This is a genomic window from Bacillus sp. V5-8f, from assembly GCF_002863565.1.
GTDB lineage: Bacteria > Bacillota > Bacilli > Bacillales > DSM-1321 > Peribacillus.
On record NZ_PGUW01000002.1, the window covers coordinates 114507 to 133304 of the forward strand.

Sequence of the window (18798 nt, forward strand, 5' to 3'; positions counted from 1 at the left end):
ATCAATGACAAGCCCGGGTCTACCTAGGAATGGCGCCTGGCTTGTTCTATTTAGTTTTCTCCCTTTAACCAAGGACAGAAGGTAGGAAGGTATGATTTTCATCCTTAAAACATTGAATATTCAGGAATACACTCTTATGTTATAATTATACTAACCAGTTGGTATTTAAACGACCCAAGAGATAGATTTTTAAAATACAAATAATCTTAGAGGTGAAAGAAGATGAGATTAGAGGATAAAATTGCAATTGTTACAGGCGGGGGTGGAGGAATCGGTCGAGCTACCGCATGTCTCTTTTCTAAGGAAGGGGCAAAGGTTGTAGTGGCAGATATTAATGAAGAGCTTGCCATTGAGACGGTAAGTATGATAAGAACGTCAGGCGGAGAAGCCATTTGTGTGACGGTAAATATGGCAAATCACGAAAACGTGCAAGAGATGATCAGTAAAACCGTTGAAGCATATGGCGGCCTTGACATTTTATTTAACAATGCCGGTGTAGGGAACACAGAGGTGAAGCTTGCCGACATGCCAATAGAAGAGTGGGAACGTGTTGTAGATATAAATCTTAAGGGCGTTTTTCTCGGCATGAAATACGCACTTCCTTTAATGGAAGAACGGGGCGGTGGTTCGATCATAAACACGTCAAGCATCCTTGGATTAAAAGGCAAAAAATTTGTGTCTCCATATAATGCCTCAAAGGGGGGGGTAGAGATTTTAACGAAAAATGCCGCTTTAGAGTATGGAGGGAAAAAGATACGTGTGAATGCTATTGCACCAGGAGTTATTAACACGCCTATCATTGACGGCTGGAAAAACGATGAGCGTAAATGGCCGATTATATCTACAAGCAATGCCCTTCGCCGGGTAGGGCAACCAGAAGAAGTGGCTAAAGCCGTCCTGTTTTTAGCTTCAGCTGACTCCTCTTATATTACCGGAACAACAATCGTCGTCGATGGAGGGGCATTAACGGTTTAACATGCTCTATTGTTATTCACATAATCCCATAGTTGTATTATTAGGGAGCAGCTAACGCACACGTAGCTGCTCTTTTTTCATGTCTTAGTGCAAGCTCAAGCTACAATATTATTTGAAAATGCGATGATAAGAAAACATCTGGTAAGTATTTAAACAAAAACCTCGGTAGAATATTATTGAAAAACATAAATAACCAGACAAAAATTGATTACTTAATATTATTAGTTAACAGGTAGAATCTGTAGAAATGACAAAATATAAAGAAAAGCAGCCCTTGACTATGGCTGCTAGCACAAAGAGTACTATAATTCAAGATGATGAACAGGAGCTGCATGAAGAACAGCTAGAGCTAGTATCACTATGGCTGCCCTCATTGCCATGCCCACTGTTGCTAGATGAGTGGTCATTGCCGAAAACATGGCGTAATGAATTGTCATGATCATCTGAGTCTACGTACACGAAATAACCAAAGCTTACGTCGTTATTTTTTTTATATGCTTCATGCCAACGGTTGATTCTTCCAGTGTTATCTTCCTTAAACCTGCTTATAAAAAGCTCAAACGTTGATACAGCAAGGCTGCTTGTCGGTTGCCGCATGTACTTCTCTTTTAAGGTTGAAATGGATTCGGTTTCAAATTCTTCAAGAAATTCCTGCCCCTTGCCATGCTTAAACAGTTTACCCCACACCTTAACCGTTATGGAATCCACAGTAAACAGCTGTACATAGCAAAAGTCAAAAAAAGTTCTTTCAGAAGGCTTGAAGGTAGGCTGGGAAATGGGTATGTGTAAGATTTTGCTTCCAATGAACTGATTGCAGAAGTTATCATACTCTGCCTCATGTTTTAACATGATATGCCATAATTCGTCGACTTTGCTGTTGAACATGTCAACTCTTTGGAAAATCGATGCGAATATTAAATAACGTTTTAACTCTCGCCAATAGTCATTAACCTTGTTTTGTGAATAGCGCGGGAACTGAACTCGAAATTCAGTATTCACGCTCTCCATAAAATCGAAGTTTAACGCTTCATTTAATTTGTTGACGAGGTCCGTGTTTACTGCGTCGGTCGGCAATATAGACAATGTATGTGGGTAACTGCTTTTAAACTCGTTGCTAAATCGTTCGGTCCTTGATAGTCCGTTACTATTTTTAAATAACATAACGAGTCCCCATAAAATTAAGCCACCGGTTACTAAATAGAGTACGATCATGTTTTCAACCCTCTCCAATCCTATCCATATATTCCCTTCACATTATATCATTCAATGTTTATAAATCATTGTCTAATGCGTAAATGTCCTGGAAAATTACCTTTAGCAATGCACCTTAGCATCACAGTGTTATACTAAAATTTTCCAAAATTGGTGACATGTTAAGTGGGATCCAACTAAAATAAAAGCAGGTAATAGATATTAGTGAATATTATGAAAATGAGGAATTGTATGAGCCAGAGAATTCCAATTGGGAAAATTGCGATCCTCTTGTGTGCTTTAACAGAAGAAGAATCGGATTACTTTCGTGAATCTTTAGAAGAGGTAAAATATTGCCAGGGAAGAGTTGGGTCCATGAATATGCAGAAGGTTATATCTGCAGTGGAAACGGCCGCAAAGAGAAACGGGCTCATCCATGACAGCTTATACCGCGAAACCCATGCACTGTATCATGCAATCGTCGAAGCCATTAGAGGAGTAACAAGAGGGCAGCCTTCTATCGGTGAAATGAGCAGAACAGTAGGTTTGCGATTTTCAGTAGTTCGGGGGAAACCATATATAAATGAAGGGGAAGGAGAATGGGTTTCTGTCGCTTTTTACGGAACGATTGGCGCCCCTGTGAAGGGACTAGAACATGAAACAATTGGTTTGGGAGTAAATCACATATAAGCTTGCATTGCCTAAAGTCCAACAGTCAATAGGAGGCGATGATGGTATCTTTGTGCCATTGTCGCCTCCTTTTGTATGTGCGTAACAGATTTTCAGGAGGGAAGTTCATGGTTGTGTTATCCGGCCATACATTAACATTAGAGGAGATAAAGCTGATCTGTCTTAATGGTGAAAAGGTGACAATCCATCCGGACAGCCTGCGGAAGGTAGAGGAGAACAGGACTGCTGTAGAAAAAGTGGTTTCAGAAAAGAAGACAGTATATGGAATCAACACGGGTTTTGGAAAATTTAGCGATGTCATGATAGGAGAAGAAGATGTTAACTCATTGCAGCTCAATTTAATCCGCTCACATGCCTGCGGGGTGGGTGAGCCTTTTCCGGAGGTTGTTTCCAGAGCCATGTTATTGCTTAGACTGAATGCCTTATTAAAAGGGTTTTCAGGGATTCGTCCGGCCATTGCCCACATGCTTGTTACATTACTGAACACCCGGATCCATCCCATCATTCCACAACAGGGCTCGCTAGGAGCTTCAGGTGATTTAGCCCCACTGTCTCATTTAGCACTCGTCCTTATTGGTGAAGGGAAAGTACATTTTAGAGGGAAAGTCTACGATACAAATGATGTCTTTAGACAACAAGGGTTAACACCTATTGTATTGAAAGCAAAAGAAGGTCTTGCCTTAATAAATGGGACCCAGGCAATGACGGCTATGGGAGCGGTCAATTGGCTAGAAGCGAATGAACTTGCTTTTCAAAGTGAATGGATAGCCGCACTCACTATGGAAGGATTAGAGGGAATTATTGATGCTTTTCATCCGGCTATACATGAAGCACGTGGATTCCAACAGCAAATCGCGGTGGCCGAGCGGATAAGACATATTCTTTCTGGCAGCAAACTTGTCACAAGACAAGGGGAAAAACGTGTCCAGGACGCTTATTCATTGCGTTGCATCCCCCAGGTACATGGCGCTTCCTGGCAGGCATTGGATTATGTAAAAGAAAAGCTAGAAATCGAATTCAATGCCGCTACCGACAACCCACTAATTTTTGATGGAGGTAAAACCATAGTCTCCGGTGGAAATTTTCACGGGCAGCCGATCGCCCTTGCAATGGATTTCATGAAAATAGCAGCAGCAGAATTTGCCAGTATCTCTGAACGAAGGATTGAACGGCTTGTGAATCCTCAACTAAATAGCCTTCCGCCATTTTTAAGTTCACAGCCGGGCTTGCAATCGGGCGCAATGATTCTGCAATATTGCGCGGCTTCCCTTGTTTCGGAAAACAAAACGCTTGCCCACCCGGCCAGCGTAGACTCCATTCCTTCCTCAGCCAATCAGGAGGACCATGTGAGCATGGGTACAATTGCAGCACGGCATGCATATGCCATTATTCAAAACGTACGCAGGGTGCTTGCAATTGAATGTATCTGTGCCATGGAAGCAGTTCGATACCGCGGGGTTGAAAAGATGTCACCGCAAACTAGAGATTTTTATAATGAAGCAAGAAAAGTAGTTCCTCCGATTACAGCAGATCGAGTTTTTTCAGAAGACATTGAACAAATGGCGGAATGGTTAAAAAAAATATCCAAAAGTACAAAAACGTAGAACGTGGCTAAGCCGCCGAATGACTTTTTTCATAAGGAGTGGACAGTATGGATGAAAAGCAAAATCGTGAAATCCGGGCGAAAAAAGGATTGGAGCTTGAATGTAAAGGGTGGGAGCAGGAAGCTGCCTTAAGGATGCTATATAACAACCTCGACCCGGAAGTAGCAGAAAAACCTGAAGATCTTGTAGTCTATGGAGGCATCGGAAAGGCAGCGAGAAACTGGAAATCTTTCGACGCAATTGTCGAAACACTGCGTCGGCTTGAAAACGATGAAACCTTGCTTATTCAATCAGGAAAGCCTGTTGCTGTTTTTAAAACACATCGGGTGGCCCCCAGGGTACTATTATCTAACTCAGTACTCGTGCCCAAGTGGGCCAACTGGGAGCATTTCCATGAACTGGACCGCAAAGGGCTTATGATGTACGGTCAAATGACTGCCGGCAGCTGGATTTATATCGGAACTCAAGGAATTTTACAAGGTACTTATGAAACGTTTGCGGAAGTGGCCCGCCAGCATTTTAATGATTCGTTGAAGGGTACGATTACGCTCACCGCCGGCCTTGGAGGGATGGGAGGTGCACAACCCTTAGCCGTGACCATGAACGGAGGCGTATGCCTGGCTGTTGAGGTCGACCCTGACAGGATTATAAAAAGGATCAAGACCCGGTATTGCGATAAAATGACAGACTCCGTTGACCAAGCACTCAACTGGGCAATTGAAGCAAGGAAGAATGGTGAAGCACTCTCTATTGGGCTTTTGGGGAATGCGGCTGAAATCCATCAGGAAATTTTGAATAGGAATGTAAAAATAGACATTGTGACTGACCAGACATCTGCCCATGATCCGCTAAATGGGTACATTCCTGCGGGACTGTCCTTAAAGGAAGCCGCAGACTTGCGAGAAAAAAACCCAAACGAATTTGTAAAAAGAGCATCCCATTCGATGGCAGAGCATGTTACGGCAATGCTTCAATTTCAACGTAAGGGTGCAATCACCTTTGACTATGGAAATAACATCCGCCAGGTTGCGAAAGATTATGGACAGACGGATGCCTTCGACTTTCCAGGCTTCGTGCCCGCGTATATCAGACCTTTATTCTGCGAAGGAAAAGGGCCATTTCGCTGGGCGGCTTTATCAGGGGATCCCGCGGATATCTATCGTACTGACGCCCTGATAAAGGAGCTTTTTCCAGATAATAAACCGCTCATTCGCTGGATTAAGATGGCTGGTGAAAAAATCAAGTTCCAAGGTCTTCCCGCGAGAATTTGTTGGCTGGGTTACGGTGAACGGGTAAAGCTGGGCCTGGCCATAAACGAATTGGTAAGGAAAGGGGAATTAAAAGCGCCAATTGTTATTGGACGTGACCATTTGGATTGCGGCTCGGTGGCTTCCCCAAACCGTGAGACTGAAGGGATGAAAGACGGAAGTGATGCAGTGGGCGACTGGGCGATTCTAAACGCACTTATCAATGTTGCAGCAGGAGGCTCCTGGATTTCCGTTCATCATGGTGGCGGTGTCGGAATGGGTTATTCTCTACATGCCGGAATGGTGGCTGTTGCTGATGGAACAAATCTTGCAGCGGAACGGTTGGAAAGAGTATTAACTACCGATCCTGGAATGGGTATAGTCCGCCACGCCGATGCCGGATATGAAAAATCCATCGAAATAGCTAGGGAAAAAAGGATTGACATCCCAATGCTCTAAAAAAGGTTAAGGATTTATGTTCATAGGCTCCGTATGCTGTTACAACTGAAAGGACGGGAGAAATGAAATACGATTTACTAGTTTATAATATTGGGCAATTAATTTTGCCGAAAGCTTCCCAGACACCGTTAAAAGGGCAAGAGATGAAGGAGCTTGTAGTTAAGGAGCATGCAGCATTTGCAGTATTGGATGGAAAAATCGCCTGGATTGGCCATGATCAAGTCGGAAGATCTCTGTCTGTAAGGGAGAAACTGGATGCGGGACAAAAGCTTGTTTCACCGGGACTGGTCGACTCGCATACACATCTGGTATTTGGTGGTTCCCGTGAACATGAGCTTCCTTTTAAGCAGGCCGGTCTTTCTTATTTGGAAATCCTAGCCAAAGGCGGTGGCATTCTCTCCACAGTTGAAGCCACGAAGCTTGCTACCGAAGAAGAATTATTTATGAAAACATCTGTCCATTTAGAACGAATGATTTCCTTCGGTGTCACAACAATAGAAGCTAAAAGTGGGTATGGATTGGAGAGGGCAACAGAGTTCAAACAGCTAAAGGTTATCAGGCGATTGCAGGAGAAATATCCTGCAGCAATCGTGTCCACTTTTTTAGGGCCGCATGCCGTCCCGCCAAGCTACAAGGGGAATGAAGATCAATTTATAAATGAAATGATAGGCTTGCTTACAGAAATTAAGCAAGAACAGTTGGCTCAATTTGTGGATATCTTCTGCGAGACGGGTGTGTTCTCCATTTCACAGTCCCGAAAGTTTTTACAAGCAGCAAAGGAGTTAGGCTTTGGTTTAAAGATTCATGCGGATGAAATCCATTCGCTGGGAGGGGCTCAATTGGCTGCACAACTGGGAGCAGCGAGTGCGGACCATTTAGTTGCTTCATCTGATGAAGGGATTAAATGTCTTAGCGAAACGGATACGGTTGCTGTTCTGCTGCCCGGAACAACTTTTTACTTAGGGAAAGATCGCTATGCAAAAGCACGGGAATTAATTGACCATGGAACGGCTGTAGCCATAGCTACAGATTTTAACCCTGGAAGCTGTGTCACGGAGAACCTGCAGATGATCATGTGCCTGGCTGCCCTAAAGCTAAAAATGACCGCTGAAGAAATTTGGAACGCGGTAACGGTGAATGCGGCTCATGCTATTGGTAAGGGGATGGAAGCTGGTACACTAGCGATTGGCCAACAGGCAGACTTTGTTCTATGGAATGTTCCGAATTTTAGATATATTCCTTATCATTTTGGTGTTAACCATACCGAAAGTGTATATATTGCAGGCGATAAAACCTGGGAGTTAAAGCCATATGGATAAGTTTACGTATCTTTTACCCGTAAATGCCACAGGTTTTCAAGACCGGTATGTGACCAAAATAAACGATTGCATTCTTCCGTATTCGAATGGAATGCAAGGAGAAATCGGATTGATTGGCCTCCCATTTTCCAAATCCTCTATTTCGTATTCACAAGCAGCGGATGCCCCCCAAACCATAAGGGCCTGTTTAAGTAATTTTTCTACCTATTCAGGGGAATGGGAAAGGGATTTTAAAAATAAGAAAATTATTGATTTCGGAAATGTAGCCAGCCACCCTACAGATGTTGAGAAAAATTTATATCGTATTTCCATGAGTGTTAAGGAAATGATTGATTCCAAATCATGCAGCCGGTTTATTATGCTGGGCGGCGATCACGGAGTCAGTTTTCCTTCAATAAGGGCTTTCCAAGAAAAATTTGGTACAATAGGTGTGGTTCAATGGGATGCTCATCATGATGTAAGAAACCTTGAGGATGGCGGACGTACAAATGGAACTCCATTTAGAAGTCTGCTGGAAGGTGGATTTATAAAGGGGGAGCATCTTGTACAAATCGGGATCCGTGATTTCTCAAATTCGCAAAGATACCACAGGTACACAAAAGAGAAAGGTGTCACCGTTTATTCAATAGATGACGTTGTACAGGAGGGAATTATCCCGATTATAAAACGAGAAATCAATCGGCTATCCGAAACGGTTCATTTCATTTACCTTTCTGTTGATATGGATGTTGTCGACCAAGCGTTTGCACCAGGTTGTCCTGCGATTGGTCCAGGGGGTTAACGTCCAGGGAACTTCTTAACAGTGTTGCCGAAGCAGCGAAGCACAAAAAAGTAAAAGCCCTGGACATCGTTGAAATAGATCCTTCAAAGGATTTCCAGGACATAACCAGTCGTCTCGCAGCACATGTAATGTTAAGGTTTATGTTTATAAATAGAGGCGAGTAGAAAGGAAGGATTATGGACAAAAAGATGATGGAGGGAAAGAGTATACAGGAATGGTTCGAGGAACATCCTTTATTAAATGAGATCGGGCTGGGGGAAGAAGTAATGTGGATAAACCCACATTATGGTGATGTAGCCTGCGGAAGCAATCTAAGAAAAGAAGAAGTAACGGCTGCGTCGCAGCGTTTGGACCGGTTTTCGTCTTATATAGAAAAAGCATTTCCCGAAACTAAAGGAACAAATGGGATCATTGAATCTCCTCTCGTACCCATATCAAATATGAAGAAGGCAATGGAACAGACTTTCCGAATAAACATCCCCGGGAGTATGCTATTGAAATGTGACAATCATTTACCCATATCAGGATCAATAAAGGCAAGAGGAGGCATTTATGAAGTATTAAAATTGGCTGAGACTCTTGCCGCTAAGCATGGCCTGCTTACACAACAGGAATCATACGCTGTATTTGACAGTGATGCATTCCGCAGCGTGTTTAATAAATATTCCATAGCAGTGGGTTCAACCGGCAACTTGGGTTTGAGCATTGGAATCATCGGGGCAAAGCTAGGTTTTAATGTAACGGTCCACATGTCTGCTGACGCTAAAGAATGGAAAAAGGATATGCTTAGAAAAAAGGGCGTCCAGGTAATTGAATATACTTCAGACTATAGTAAAGCGGTCGAAGAGGGCAGGAAGCAGGCTTTGTCTAACCCGTCCTGTCATTTTATCGATGATGAAAATTCGAGGGACCTCTTTTTAGGCTATGCTGTGGCGGCGTCCCGATTAAAAAAGCAGCTTGAACAAATGCATGTCACTGTTGATGATACTCATCCGTTATTTGTATATTTGCCTTGTGGTGTGGGTGGAGCTCCTGGCGGGATTACCTTTGGCCTAAAAATGGAGTTTGGTTCGAATGTCCATTGCTTTTTTGTGGAACCCACCCAGTCGCCCTGCTTTTTGATTGGGCAAATGACCGGGCTTCAAGATAAAGCAAGCGTACAGGACTTTGGGCTTACTAATACAACCGAAGCAGACGGATTGGCGGTAGGCAGACCTTCTAGGTTTGTCGGCAATGCGATAGGCAATCTGGTAAGCGGCTGCTTAACCCTTCATGACACAAGGCTTTTTTCCTTTTTGAAGAATCTTGCAGACATCGAAAATATCCACTTAGAACCATCTGCACTCGCAGGCTTCTACGGTCCCATCCAATTGATCTCAGAGGGCGTAAATTATTTAAGAAAACATGATTTGACACAGAAAATGGAAAATGCCCATCATATCATTTGGGCCACCGGAGGAAGTATAGTTCCCCACGACATCATGAAAAGTTATTATCTTAAAGGATGAAAATATTGTATAAAGTTTAAAAAGAAAGCTTTCCAACAGGGAAGCTTATTTTTTATCCTGGTCTATCCCATCAATAACAGTAGTATCGGTGTAAATATATCTTGGGCGTATATTTTTTTCCTCATTTCCGTAAAAGGCTTCTTGCAGCTGTTCATTTGCACTTTCCGTTTCGGATTGTTCATGTTGTGAAGTGGAACCAAATTGGCTATTTAATTTTAGATTAACGTTTTTTACCTGTTCTGAAATAATATTTCCGTTTTCCATTGGTTTTCTCACTTTCTCAATATTATTGATTATTTTAGCCTGCCCAATTTTGTAAAAAAAGAAGTATAAAGTTATAGTGCAAAATTCAGAACAGAATATACATACACTTTTCGCCGCTTGAATTGCTAATTTTGTATTAAAACAAATAAAATGTGCATTTTATTGGGAAACTACCGGAAAGAAATAAAAAAGGATAAATTTTAACCAAAACATTTTGACAAGGAGAATGGATCATGAAAAAGTTATCACAATTTGCAGTAATTGTGTTGATGATGTTGGTAATTAACGCTTGTGGAAATGGAGACAACAATAACGCGGGAGGAAATAACAATAACAACGGTGGTGGCGGAGGAGCACAGTTGTCAGGAAACGTTAAAGTAGACGGCTCTTCCACCGTTTATCCAATCATGGAAGCAGTCGTGGAGGAATATGGAGCAGAGCAGCCTGATGTTAAAGTTTCTGTTGGGTCTTCAGGAACAGGAGGTGGCTTTAAATCATTTGCTGCAGGAGAAACCGATCTAACGAATGCTTCCCGTCCCATTAAGGATGAAGAAAAACAACAGCTTCAAACAAAGGGTATTGATTACACAGAATTCAGGCTAGCGTTTGACGGACTTTCGGTAGTCGTAAATAAGGATAATGATTGGGTGGACCATTTAACTGTCGATGAGTTAAGAAAGATGTGGCTAGAAACAGGAAGCCCTAAGAAATGGTCAGATATTAGAAAAGGCTGGCCAGACCAGGAAATAAAGTACTACTCTCCAGGAACAGATTCTGGAACATTTGATTACTTTAATGAAGTTATTTTGGAAGATAAACCAATGGTTGAGAGTGCTACCCTTTCTGAAGATGACAATATCCTTGTTCAAGGTGTTAGAGGGGACAAGAATTCAATTGGCTATTTCGGTTTTGCGTACTACCTGGAAAACAAAGATGATATCAAAGTAGTTCCCATAGATGGCGGAAAAGGGCCTGTTGAACCATCACACGACACGATCCAATCTGGTGAGTACTCTCCTCTTTCCCGTCCATTATTCGTCTATGCCAGCAATAAAGCGGTAAAAGAGAAAAAAGAGGTAAATGATTTCTTGCGATTTACATTAGAAAACGCCGGGGAATTCTCTGAGGATGTCGGATATGTGCGCCTACCCGATGATGAATACAAAAAAGATATACAATCACTGGAAGCAATCAAATAGTTCGGGTTCGGTCCCCCTACTTGGGGGTCAGTCCCCCATCCCGTTAATAGGGTAAAGCAGTGGGGGACTGACCCCCAAAAGGAAAGGGGTTTTTTGTATGGAAAAAGATGCTGCTGTAAAAAGTGTGCAGGCGATGATATCAGAGAAGATGCAAAATAAACGGAAAGGAACTTCTCTTGAAAGTCTTGTACCCATTTTATTGTTCGTAACTGCGGCGGTTTCGGTGCTAACAACGATTGGTATTGTCCTAACTTTGATTTTTGAAACAATTCTATTCTTTAATGAGGTGTCCATAAAAGAATTCCTAACAGCAGATAAATGGTACCCATTTTCTGAGACGCAGGCGTCGTATGGGATCTTGCCACTTGTTTCTGGCACCTTAAAAGTAACTGGCATTGCCGTTTTGGTCGCTGTTCCTATCGGCATTGCGGCAGCCATTTTTTTAAGCGAATATGCTTCGGACCGTGCCCGAAGGATTATTAAACCAATCTTTGAGGTACTGGCTGGAATTCCTACCATCGTATATGGGTATTTCGCTCTGACATTTGTAACTCCTTTGCTGATGGAATTCGTCCCTGGGCTGGAAATCTTTAATGCGCTGAGCCCTGGTATCGTCATTGGGATTATGATCACACCCATGATTGCCTCGCTTTCTGAAGACGCAATGTCTTCGGTCCCTAGCGCAATGCGTGAAGGCGCCCTCGCATTAGGTTCTACCAAGTTCGAGGTAGCCCTTAAAGTTGTATTGCCAGCAGCGGCTTCCGGAATTGTTGCTTCTATCGTATTGGCGGTGTCAAGGGCAATAGGAGAAACGATGATCGTTGCCGTAGCAGCAGGTTCCTCACCAAATCTCAATTGGAATATAACTGGATCTATTCAGACAATGACTGCTTATATCGTACAGGTGAGCCAGGGTGACGTCGGCTACGGCACAACGATTTATTACAGCATCTACGCGGTAGGGATGACGCTGTTTTTATTTACTCTTGTGATGAACTTTATAGCCCAGTTTGTTTCCCGCAGGTTTAGGGAGGAGTATTGATGAAATATATAGATGATCGCAAAGTCATTTCCCAAATGAGGCCGAGAATGGCCCGGAACGTCATCTTTCGCACTTTGTTCCTGCTCGCTACGTTATTCGGCCTTTTGGTGTTAGGAATATTACTTTACCGCATTCTTTCACAAGGCCTTGGCTATTTGGATCTCCAATTTTTACAAAGTCTTCCTTCCAGAAGACCCGAACAGGCAGGCGTATTTACCGCACTCATTGGTTCCATGTGGTTAATGGCTGTTGTTGCCCCCGTATCATTAATTCTTGGTGTAGGTACTGCCATTTATCTTGAAGAATATGCTAGTAAAAATGCCATCACAACTTTTATCCAAATAAACATCTCAAATTTGGCGGGAGTGCCGTCTATAGTGTTTGGACTCTTAGGGTTAACTGTATTCGTACGGGCCCTTTTCCTGGGAACAAGTGTCCTGGCAGCCGGCCTAACGATGAGCCTACTTGTTTTGCCTGTAATTATAGTGGCTTCACAGGAAGCCATCCGAGCAGTGCCGAAAGAGTTAAGGGAAGCTTCTTATGGCCTCGGTGCAACAAAATGGCAGACAATTATAAGGATTGTTCTTCCTGCTGCCATCCCAGGAATTTTGACTGGCGGAATTTTGGCACTTTCAAGAGCAATCGGTGAAACGGCTCCGCTGGTCGTTCTCGGCCTACCATTATTCGTTGCCTTTCTGCCAAGAACGGTATTTGATATATTCACGGTTCTTCCGATGCAAATTTATAACTGGACCAGCCGGCCTCAGGAGGAGTTTCATGCCCTTGCAGCTGCGGGTATCATAGTATTGCTTACATTATTGATTGTATTGAATACAATCGCTGTTTTGATTCGCAATAAATTTCAAAAGAGATATTGATTACTGGATTACCTTAAAGAGGAGGTCTAAGATGACAAAAACAATGGAGACCAACCAGCCCACCACAGAAAACAAAGCAAATGCGCCAGGAAACAATGAAAATAATATTGTATATAAAACAAAGGAACTAAACCTATGGTACGGTGAAAACCAAGCGTTAAAAAACATCAACCTGGATATTAATGAAAATGAAGTAACAGCAATCATCGGTCCTTCAGGCTGTGGCAAATCAACTTATATCAAGACATTAAACAGGATGATCGAATTGGTACCGGGTGTTCGCACTGCGGGGGAAATTGCCTATAGGGGGAGAAATATTCTGGACAGATCTTACCGGGTTGAGGAGCTGCGGACCAAGGTTGGGATGGTGTTCCAAAAACCTAACCCGTTTCCAAAATCCATCTATGAAAATGTTTTGTATGGTGCATGGATCCATGGAATCCGCGATAAAAAAGTCCTAAACCAGATTGCTGAAAAAAGCTTACGGGGTGCTGCGCTTTGGGACGAAGTAAAAGATCGTTTAAATCAAAATGCATATGGCCTTTCAGGCGGACAGCAACAGCGCCTTTGTATCGCAAGGTGCCTTGCAATCGAACCGGACGTTATTTTAATGGATGAACCAACCTCTGCACTGGATCCAATCTCCACATTAAAGGTGGAAGAACTGATGCAGGAATTGAAAAAAAGCTATAGCATCATTATTGTGACACATAATATGCAGCAGGCCGCAAGGATTTCGGATAAAACGGCATTCTTCCTGAATGGTGAAGTGGTGGAATTCACGAAAACAACCAAAATGTTTTCAAAACCGGATGATAAAAGAACGGAAGATTATATCACCGGCAGGTTTGGGTAGGGTGTATTTGCTGAGGGTGATTACATGGAAAACGAAGGGAGAATAATATATGGCGATACGTGAGAAATTTGAAGGGGATTTAAACAAACTGCAGCACCAGTTATTGGAATTAGGAGATTTTACAAAAGACGCGCTTACAAGAGCGATGGAAGCCCTGGAAACACAAAATGTTGAATTAGCCCTTGAAATCATGGAAGATGATACAAAGGCAGATATTCTCGAAGAAGAAATTAATGATTTTTCGATTTGGCTGATTGCCAAACAGCAGCCTGTTGCCATTGACCTTCGTAGAATTATTGCGGCGATCAAGATTGCAACCGATGTGGAAAGAATTGCAGATTTTGCTGTAAATATTGCAAAATCCACGATCCGCATTGGTTCGGAGCCTTATATACAGCCTCTAGATAACATCAAAAAGATGCATGGCATTATGTTGGATATGCTGGCATTGTCTCTAGAGGCGTTTAATGAAGAGGATGTTGAAAAAGCAAAGAGGGTAGCGGATATGGATGACCAAGTTGATGATTTATATGGGCAAACGATTAGAAGCTTCCTATCCACGAACCAGAACAATCCAGAGCTGCTGCCGCAAGTCACTCAGCTATCGTTTGTATGCCGTTTTTTAGAAAGAGCAGCCGACCATTGCACAAACATTGCAGAAAGTGTTTATTACATGGTCAAAGGCAGAAGATATGATTTAAACAGTTAACTACTACATTGTAGCTTTACTTCATTAGTAAGGCTGCTTTTTATTTTCTAGATGGCCAACGATTTTTTTTGTAGTTTAATGGATTCGTAGTACAATATATTCATTAAGCTTTTAATACGAAAGGGATTGAAAAGTGGCCATTATAAGTTTCATTATGTTCCTATTTATTTTATATACAATCATTCCTACTGTGCTTATTCGAACAAGAAAAATCGGGATCACAAAAAGGTTAATGGAGCAAAAAGCGCTAGCTTTAACATTTGACGACGGACCGGATCCAGTATATACTATACAGCTTTTGGATTTGTTAAAAACATATGGAGCCAAAGCAACATTCTTCGTGGTGGGACATAAAGTGCAAAGGCATCCGGAAATTATAAAACGGATGCATGAAGAGGGACATACGGTTGGGATTCACCATTATAATCATGTTTCCAGCTGGATCTTGACACCTTCCGCTTTGCGGAAACAATTAAAATTGACGGAACAAGCCATCCATGATTGCATAAAAGAAGAGGTTTCCTTTTATCGTCCGCCCTGGGGGCATTTTAATATATTTACACTTCTCGTGAGCAAGAAATACAATGTCATTATGTGGTCTGATATTTTCAGTGATTGGAAAGTACGAGCATGTAAAACAACACTCCTGAACCGATTACGGACAGCTACAAGACCAGGTTCCATTTTACTTCTCCATGACAGCGGTGAAACGTTCGGAGCGGACCAGGAGGCACCCCGGTATATGATTGAAAAACTGGAAATTTTTTTGAAAGAAAGCAAAAAAAGCGGATCGGTTTTTATATCGATGGAGGAAGCATATGAAGATCATAACTTAAAGAGGATTATATGACGGTTGATACAATAACTCATTATATTAATATATACGGTTACTTTATTATATTTCTTTTTTTATATTTTGGCGTGGTTGGCATTCCGGCTCCCGAGGAATCGCTATTGTTTCTAATCGGAGTTTTAGTTATCCACCAACAGCTTGATTTTGGACTAGCAGTTTTCAGTGCTACGCTCGGCGTATTCTTAGGAATGTTAACCGCATATGGTTGCGGGAAATTCGTAGGATACCCATTCATCAATCGATTCGGCAAATATGTGGGAATAACAGCCGAACGATGGGAAAAAGCTAAAAATCAATATGCCAAAAACGTTGGTAAAACGATTATATTCGGTCTTTATATACCAGGACTAAGGCAAATAAGCCCTTATTTCGCAGGAATTGCGAATATTGGGTTTCCCACATTTTTTATCTATTCCTTAGTAGGCACCGTTTGCTGGGCAGTGCCCTTTATCGTTGCCGGGTATGTTGCAGGAGACTTGTTTGATATAAACCCGATGTATGTACCTTATTTAGGGATTTTATTCTCATTTATTTTTATTATATATGTATCCATAAAGTATGTTAGAAAAAAAAGAAGATAAGTTCTGAAGGAGCTTGTTTATGAAGATTCTTGTATTGCCGTTATTCCAATTTCCTACTGGACATTTAAAAGTTGCAGAAACAATAAATGAATACATCAGAAACCAATACCCGGCTTATGACATTCAAATCGTTGATTTTTTAAGTTATTCTAATGTCAGTTTGGAAAGAATGGTGTCTTCCATTTATTTTAGCTGGATTAATAAGAGCCCTTCTATTTATCGAACTTTATATAAAACCATCATGTATTCGGAGAATCACCGAAAATTTAAAGTGGATTTCCGGCTTTTTTCCCTTTATTTCGAGGGTAAAATGATGCAGCTTATCGAACAGGCTAAACCTTCTTTAATTATCTGTTCCCATTCCTTTCCTTCAAGTATCATAGGAAAGTTAAAACAGAAGGGAAGATTGATGGATATTCCTGTCGTGAATATTTATACTGATTTTTTCATCAATGATGTGTGGGCAAAGAAAGAGATTGAATATCATCTTGTCCCTCATAGAGATGCAAAAAGAATTTTGATTAATGAGCACAATATTAAAGAGGACTGCATCTTTGCAACAGGCATTCCTATAAAATCCTCTTTTACCATTCCTGGCAAAAAGACAAAAAATAAACGAAAGCACATACTAGTTGCGGGTGGTAATAATGGTTTATTTAATAGCGGTGAATTCATTGAAGTGATGAAGGAATGTCACTTCGTTACTTTTACAGTGCTCTGTGGGAACAATAAAGAATTATTTGACCAATTATTTAACCTTAATAAGAGCCATATCCGGCCTAAAGGGTATATTGAGAATCCAAGGGAATTAAACGCCATATACAATGAGGTCGACGCAATCCTGACAAAGCCTGGAGGTGTCACAATCAGTGAAGCGCTTCACAAGCGGCTTCCGATTTTTATTCATAATTGGCTTCCGGGACAAGAAGAGATTAATTTAAAGTTTTTATTGCAACAAGGAGTGGTAAAGTGTGTAGCACCAGATAACTTTATCGACAAATTGAAAACAGTCATTTTAAATGAAGAAGAAATCTCAGCAATGAAGAAACAAATCGATGTTTATCTCGAAAAAGAATCTGACAAATTTGCAGATGTAATGAGCCATATTATAGAAAGGGAATTCTCCCACACATATTTAAAAGCAGAATGGGTCGTACAGGGCATTTTCTAATTGTGTCCGTTGGAACAGACACAGCAGCCTGCTTGCATCTATATTCCGGAACAGCTATCATAATAAAAAATTGAGAGGGTGTGAACTTGTATGGGAAAAGTGCTGCCTCCCGGCCAATTCGAGACGGATACTTGGCCAATCCTGCATCAGGGCGATGTTTACCAATTTGACGAAAACTCCTGGAATTTTAGGCTCTTTGGAAGAGTGAAAGAAGAAATTACCTTGTCGTTTGCGGAAGTAATGAGCCTCCCGAAAACCACCTCAACAGTTGATATGCACTGTGTGACCACATGGTCAAAATTTGATACTACTTTTGAAGGAATTGCTCTAAGGGAGCTTGTAAAACTCGTAGAACTATATGAAGATGTAACGCATATTCAAATTTATGGATATTATGACGGAGACAGGTTTGGCTATAGCGCAAATATGCCACTAGCGGATTTACAGGGTGATGATGCTTTATTTGTGTATCGTTGGAAGGATGCCAACCATGACTGGCAAGACATTTCACCGAAGCATGGATACCCGCTCAGATTCATCCCGCCGGCTTCCTTTTATTTATGGAAAGGCACAAAATGGGTTTCAGGAATCCGTTTTATGAATGTAAACATAGCAGGCTTCTGGGAACAGCTCGGTTATTCAATGTCTGCAAATCCCTTTAAAGAGGAAAGATACAGCTAATTTTAATTACATAAAAAAAACCCATTTAAATGGGGCAAACTCAGATTCCCGGGATTGCCCCTTTGCAAAACAGAAAATTAAAAAAGCGGGGTGAAAGGATGGAAATTGATACTGTCGTTAGTAAAATAAAGGGCCACACTCCAACTATTCTGGGGAGTGAGAGCTTTTCGAAGTATGCCGTCCTCTTGCCTCTAATCAGGAAAGAGGACGGGATTCACATTATTTTCGAGGTGCGTTCCCTAACATTAAGAAGGCAGCCAGGAGAAATCTGTTTTCCTGGAGGCAAAATCGATCCACAGGACAAACACGAAAAAGGTGCCGCCATCCGTGAAACAATTGAGGAATTAGGCATTGACAGGGACGACATTTCCAATGTGTACCCTATAGATTATATGATTTCGCCATTCGGAATGATCATTTACCCCTATGTAGGATTTATCAATACCCCGGAAAGCATCAAAACAAATCCAGCTGAAGTGGGGGAGATTTTCACAGTACCTTTATCTTTTTTCCTGGAGAACGATCCAAAAGTGCATCATATTAACTTCAGGGCCGAACCAGAAGAAAACTTCCCATTCGACCTCATAGCGGGCGGGGAAAATTATAATTGGCAGACACGGAAAATGGAGGAATATTTTTATCTTTACGAAGACAGGGTTATCTGGGGCTTGACAGCGAGGATCTTGGCACACTTTGTGGAAATTCTCAAATAAAGTGTTGATTGAAGGGGTCTTCTTATTAGGATCAGTCCTTTAGGCTTCAGCTTATGCAAAGCCGAAGTTTATAAAAC

General features: G+C 41.7%; 18 protein-coding genes and 1 pseudogene. 17 read left to right on the top strand and 2 right to left on the bottom strand.

Features of this window, described 5'->3' with window-relative positions; all coding sequences use genetic code 11:
- Window positions 1-222 precede the first annotated feature (222 nt).
- Window positions 223-975 carry an SDR family NAD(P)-dependent oxidoreductase gene (locus CUU64_RS02290; protein ID WP_101631665.1) on the top strand — a complete coding sequence of 251 codons (753 nt, stop codon included), beginning with the start codon at window positions 223-225 and terminating at the stop codon, window positions 973-975.
- Window positions 976-1284: 309 nt separating this feature from the next.
- Here the strand turns inward: CUU64_RS02290 and CUU64_RS02295 are convergent, their stop codons facing one another.
- A complete protein-coding gene (locus tag CUU64_RS02295) occupies window positions 1285-2187 on the bottom strand; it encodes a glycine-rich domain-containing protein (RefSeq protein ID WP_101631666.1) in 903 nt (300 codons plus the stop codon).
- 231 nt (window positions 2188-2418) lie between these two features.
- Between CUU64_RS02295 and hutP the strand changes: the two genes are divergently transcribed.
- The 6 genes and pseudogenes from hutP (at window position 2419) to CUU64_RS02325 (ending at window position 9774) form a co-directional block, all read left to right on the top strand.
- The gene (hutP, locus tag CUU64_RS02300; protein WP_101631667.1) at window positions 2419-2856 is read left to right on the top strand and encodes a histidine utilization transcription antiterminator HutP; all 438 of its coding nucleotides are present in this window, start codon (window positions 2419-2421) and stop codon (window positions 2854-2856) included.
- A gap of 107 nt (window positions 2857-2963) precedes the next feature.
- The gene (gene hutH / locus CUU64_RS02305) at window positions 2964-4460 is read left to right on the top strand and encodes a histidine ammonia-lyase (RefSeq protein ID WP_101631668.1); all 1497 of its coding nucleotides are present in this window, start codon (window positions 2964-2966) and stop codon (window positions 4458-4460) included.
- A 47-nt stretch (window positions 4461-4507) separates the two neighbouring features.
- Window positions 4508-6166 (top strand): urocanate hydratase, encoded by a 1659-nt coding sequence (hutU, locus tag CUU64_RS02310; protein WP_101631669.1) that lies wholly within the window; start codon window positions 4508-4510, stop codon window positions 6164-6166.
- Between the two features lie 62 nt (window positions 6167-6228).
- Window positions 6229-7485, top strand: coding sequence for an imidazolonepropionase (gene hutI, locus CUU64_RS02315; RefSeq protein WP_101631670.1), 1257 nt, complete (start codon window positions 6229-6231; stop codon window positions 7483-7485).
- 91 nt (window positions 7486-7576) lie between these two features.
- Window positions 7577-8430, top strand: a pseudogene (gene hutG, locus CUU64_RS02320) (formimidoylglutamase).
- A 12-nt stretch (window positions 8431-8442) separates the two neighbouring features.
- Window positions 8443-9774: a D-serine ammonia-lyase gene (locus CUU64_RS02325; protein WP_101631671.1), complete on the top strand. Its 1332-nt coding sequence runs from the start codon at window positions 8443-8445 to the stop codon at window positions 9772-9774.
- Window positions 9775-9819: 45 nt separating this feature from the next.
- Here CUU64_RS02325 and CUU64_RS02330 read toward each other — a convergent pair whose 3' ends face one another.
- Window positions 9820-10038, bottom strand: a complete 219-nt coding sequence (locus CUU64_RS02330) for a hypothetical protein (protein ID WP_101631672.1) — start codon at window positions 10036-10038, stop codon at window positions 9820-9822.
- A 233-nt stretch (window positions 10039-10271) separates the two neighbouring features.
- Here CUU64_RS02330 and CUU64_RS02335 point away from each other — a divergent pair, with 233 nt between their 5' ends.
- From CUU64_RS02335 to CUU64_RS02380, 10 genes are all read left to right on the top strand, one after another.
- Window positions 10272-11237, top strand: coding sequence for a PstS family phosphate ABC transporter substrate-binding protein (locus CUU64_RS02335; protein ID WP_101631673.1), 966 nt, complete (start codon window positions 10272-10274; stop codon window positions 11235-11237).
- Between the two features lie 133 nt (window positions 11238-11370).
- Entirely contained in the window at window positions 11371-12279 is a 909-nt protein-coding gene (gene pstC / locus CUU64_RS02340; RefSeq protein ID WP_257985406.1) for a phosphate ABC transporter permease subunit PstC, read from the top strand.
- The gene (gene pstA, locus CUU64_RS02345; RefSeq protein ID WP_101631675.1) at window positions 12279-13157 is read left to right on the top strand and encodes a phosphate ABC transporter permease PstA; all 879 of its coding nucleotides are present in this window, start codon (window positions 12279-12281) and stop codon (window positions 13155-13157) included. The genes pstC and pstA overlap by 1 nt, the downstream gene beginning before the upstream one ends.
- Window positions 13158-13200: 43 nt before the next feature.
- Window positions 13201-14013: a phosphate ABC transporter ATP-binding protein PstB gene (gene pstB, locus CUU64_RS02350; protein ID WP_101631885.1), complete on the top strand. Its 813-nt coding sequence runs from the start codon at window positions 13201-13203 to the stop codon at window positions 14011-14013.
- Window positions 14014-14062: 49 nt separating this feature from the next.
- A complete protein-coding gene (gene phoU / locus CUU64_RS02355) occupies window positions 14063-14722 on the top strand; it encodes a phosphate signaling complex protein PhoU (protein ID WP_101631676.1) in 660 nt (219 codons plus the stop codon).
- Between the two features lie 133 nt (window positions 14723-14855).
- Window positions 14856-15572, top strand: a complete 717-nt coding sequence (locus CUU64_RS02360) for a polysaccharide deacetylase family protein (protein WP_257985378.1) — start codon at window positions 14856-14858, stop codon at window positions 15570-15572.
- A complete protein-coding gene (locus CUU64_RS02365) occupies window positions 15569-16156 on the top strand; it encodes a DedA family protein (protein WP_101631677.1) in 588 nt (195 codons plus the stop codon). The genes CUU64_RS02360 and CUU64_RS02365 overlap by 4 nt, the downstream gene beginning before the upstream one ends.
- 19 nt (window positions 16157-16175) lie before the next feature.
- Complete coding sequence (locus CUU64_RS02370; protein ID WP_101631678.1) at window positions 16176-17327, top strand: MGDG synthase family glycosyltransferase; 1152 nt, start codon at window positions 16176-16178, stop codon at window positions 17325-17327.
- A 90-nt stretch (window positions 17328-17417) separates the two neighbouring features.
- A complete protein-coding gene (locus CUU64_RS02375) occupies window positions 17418-18008 on the top strand; it encodes a molybdopterin-dependent oxidoreductase (RefSeq protein WP_101631679.1) in 591 nt (196 codons plus the stop codon).
- Between the two features lie 98 nt (window positions 18009-18106).
- Complete coding sequence (locus tag CUU64_RS02380) at window positions 18107-18721, top strand: NUDIX hydrolase (RefSeq protein WP_101631887.1); 615 nt, start codon at window positions 18107-18109, stop codon at window positions 18719-18721.
- Window positions 18722-18798 lie beyond the last annotated feature (77 nt).

Excerpts from the sequence above, each read along its gene's own strand:
- CUU64_RS02365 (WP_101631677.1), top strand. The coding sequence starts at position 15,569 with ATGACGGTTGATACAATAACTCATTATATTAATATATACGGTTACTTT.
- pstB (WP_101631885.1), top strand. The coding sequence starts at position 13,201 with ATGGAGACCAACCAGCCCACCACAGAAAACAAAGCAAATGCGCCAGGA.
- hutI (WP_101631670.1), top strand. The coding sequence starts at position 6,229 with ATGAAATACGATTTACTAGTTTATAATATTGGGCAATTAATTTTGCCG.
- phoU (WP_101631676.1), top strand. The coding sequence starts at position 14,063 with ATGGCGATACGTGAGAAATTTGAAGGGGATTTAAACAAACTGCAGCAC.
- CUU64_RS02375 (WP_101631679.1), top strand. The coding sequence starts at position 17,418 with ATGGGAAAAGTGCTGCCTCCCGGCCAATTCGAGACGGATACTTGGCCA.
- CUU64_RS02380 (WP_101631887.1), top strand. The coding sequence starts at position 18,107 with ATGGAAATTGATACTGTCGTTAGTAAAATAAAGGGCCACACTCCAACT.
- hutU (WP_101631669.1), top strand. The coding sequence starts at position 4,508 with ATGGATGAAAAGCAAAATCGTGAAATCCGGGCGAAAAAAGGATTGGAG.
- CUU64_RS02290 (WP_101631665.1), top strand. The coding sequence starts at position 223 with ATGAGATTAGAGGATAAAATTGCAATTGTTACAGGCGGGGGTGGAGGA.
- CUU64_RS02335 (WP_101631673.1), top strand. The coding sequence starts at position 10,272 with ATGAAAAAGTTATCACAATTTGCAGTAATTGTGTTGATGATGTTGGTA.
- hutP (WP_101631667.1), top strand. The coding sequence starts at position 2,419 with ATGAGCCAGAGAATTCCAATTGGGAAAATTGCGATCCTCTTGTGTGCT.
- pstC (WP_257985406.1), top strand. The coding sequence starts at position 11,371 with ATGATATCAGAGAAGATGCAAAATAAACGGAAAGGAACTTCTCTTGAA.
- CUU64_RS02325 (WP_101631671.1), top strand. The coding sequence starts at position 8,443 with ATGGACAAAAAGATGATGGAGGGAAAGAGTATACAGGAATGGTTCGAG.
- hutH (WP_101631668.1), top strand. The coding sequence starts at position 2,964 with ATGGTTGTGTTATCCGGCCATACATTAACATTAGAGGAGATAAAGCTG.
- CUU64_RS02295 (WP_101631666.1), bottom strand. The coding sequence starts at position 2,187 with ATGATCGTACTCTATTTAGTAACCGGTGGCTTAATTTTATGGGGACTC.
- CUU64_RS02330 (WP_101631672.1), bottom strand. The coding sequence starts at position 10,038 with ATGGAAAACGGAAATATTATTTCAGAACAGGTAAAAAACGTTAATCTA.
- pstA (WP_101631675.1), top strand. The coding sequence starts at position 12,279 with ATGAAATATATAGATGATCGCAAAGTCATTTCCCAAATGAGGCCGAGA.
- CUU64_RS02370 (WP_101631678.1), top strand. The coding sequence starts at position 16,176 with ATGAAGATTCTTGTATTGCCGTTATTCCAATTTCCTACTGGACATTTA.